We start from the raw sequence: 1,812 nt of genomic DNA, 5'->3' as shown, positions 1-1,812 counted from the left end.
CTCTGGTCAACACGCTGTCGGCCGGTGATCGGGTGCTGTGTTTCGAGACCGGTCACTTCGCCGGCCTGTGGCAGGAGATGGCCGGCCGGCTCGGCCTGGCCGTGGACTTCGTGCCCGGCGACTGGCGTCACGGCGCCGACCCGGCGGTGGTCGCCGAACGGCTGGCCGCCGACACCGGCCATGCCATCAAGGCGGTGTGTGTGGTGCACAACGAGACCTCTACCGGGGTGACCTCCCGCATCGGCGAGGTGCGGGCGGCGATCGATGCGGCCGCGCATCCGGCGCTGCTGCTGGTCGACACCATCTCCTCGCTCGGCTCGATCGACTACCGGCACGAGCAGTGGGGGGTGGATGTGACGGTGGCCGGCTCGCAGAAGGGGCTGATGCTGCCGCCGGGGCTGAGTTTCAACGCGGTCAGCGACAAGGCGCTGGCCGCCTACCGGAGCGCCGATCTGCCGAAGTCGTTTTGGGATTGGGGGCCGATCCTGGCCGCCAACGAGCGCGGCTTCTTCCCCTACACCCCGGCCACCAACCTGCTCTACGGCCTGCGTGAAGCCCTGCGGCTGCTGCAGGCGGAAGGGCTGCAGCAGGTGTTCGAGCGGCACCGGCGCCATGCCGCCGCCACCCGCGCCGCCGTGCGCGGCTGGGGCCTGGAGGTGCTGTGCGCCGATGAACGCGAGTACTCCGGGTCGCTGACCGCCGTGCTCATGCCCGAAACGCATGACGCGGACAAGGTGCGGGCGATCATCTTGGACCGGTTCAACATGTCGCTGGGCGCCGGGCTGGGCCGGCTGGCCGGGCGGGTCTTCCGCATCGGGCATCTGGGCGACTTCAACGACCTGTCTCTGGCCGGCACGCTGGCCGGGGTGCAGATGGGCCTGATGCTGGCCGGGGTGCCGATCGACGCGCGCGGGCTGAACGCCGCGCTCGAGCTGCTGCAGACGCCATGACCGCCACCCTGCCCGGCCCGCCCGGCACACCCGACCAGCCCGACCGGCCCGACAAGCCCGGCACGCCCGGCACATCCGACAAGCCCGGCCCGCCCGACCAGCGCGGCCAGTCCGGCCGGTCCGGCCGGTCTGCGGCCGGCGCGGATGCGGGTGCGGGTGTGGATGTGGCTGGGCTGGAGCGTGCGCTGCGTGGGGTGGTTGAGGGTGAGGTGGCCTTCGACGACTACAGCCGGCATCTGTTTTCGCGTGATGCGAGCATGTATTCGATCATGCCGGTGGGGGTGGTGTTTCCCCGGCATGGCGCCGATGTGGCTGCGGCGGTGAAGGTCGCCGCGGGGTTCGGTGTGCCGGTGCTGGCGCGTGGGGCGGGTACCAGTCTGGCCGGGCAGACGGTCGGGCCGGGCCTGGTGCTGGACCTGTCCCGGCATATGAACCGCATCCTGGAGCTCGACCCGCACGCGCGCACGGCGCTGGTGGAGGCGGGGGTGGTGCAGGATCAGCTGAACCGGGCCGCGGCCGGGCACGGGCTGATGTTCGGGCCGGACACCTCTACCAGCAACCGGGCCACCATCGGCGGGATGATCGGCAACAACTCCGCCGGCAGCGGGTCGCTGACCTACGGCATGACGATCGATCACGTGCGCGCCTTGGATGTGGTGCTGGCCGACGGCTCGACGGCCCGGCTGGAGCCCGTCAGCGAGGCCGAACGGGAGCGGCGGGCGGCCCTGCCGACGCTGGAGGGCGCCCTCTACCGGGAGCTGCCCGGGCTGGTGGCCGAGAACGCGGAGGCGATCGCGACCGGGTTTCCGCCGTTTTGGCGGCGGGCGTGCGGCTACCGGCTGGACCGGCTGGCCGGCGAGGC

At 72.1% G+C, this 1,812-nt stretch carries 2 protein-coding genes; both read left to right on the top strand.

Annotated elements, in window-relative coordinates; genetic code table 11:
• Nucleotides 1–950: pyridoxal-phosphate-dependent aminotransferase family protein (locus FVE25_RS53600; protein WP_157255254.1), on the top strand; the 950-nt coding region annotated here is incomplete at its 5' end.
• A partial coding sequence (locus FVE25_RS53595) for an FAD-binding oxidoreductase (RefSeq protein ID WP_219826086.1) occupies nt 947–1,812 on the top strand: 866 nt, incomplete at its 3' end. The genes FVE25_RS53600 and FVE25_RS53595, both read left to right, overlap by 4 nt.

Origin of the sequence: Nonomuraea typhae, assembly GCF_009760925.1 — a bacterium.
Taxonomy (GTDB): domain Bacteria; phylum Actinomycetota; class Actinomycetes; order Streptosporangiales; family Streptosporangiaceae; genus Nonomuraea; species Nonomuraea typhae.
Note: the sequence above shows the minus strand (reverse complement) of the source record. Positions and strands in the feature narration are given on the sequence as shown.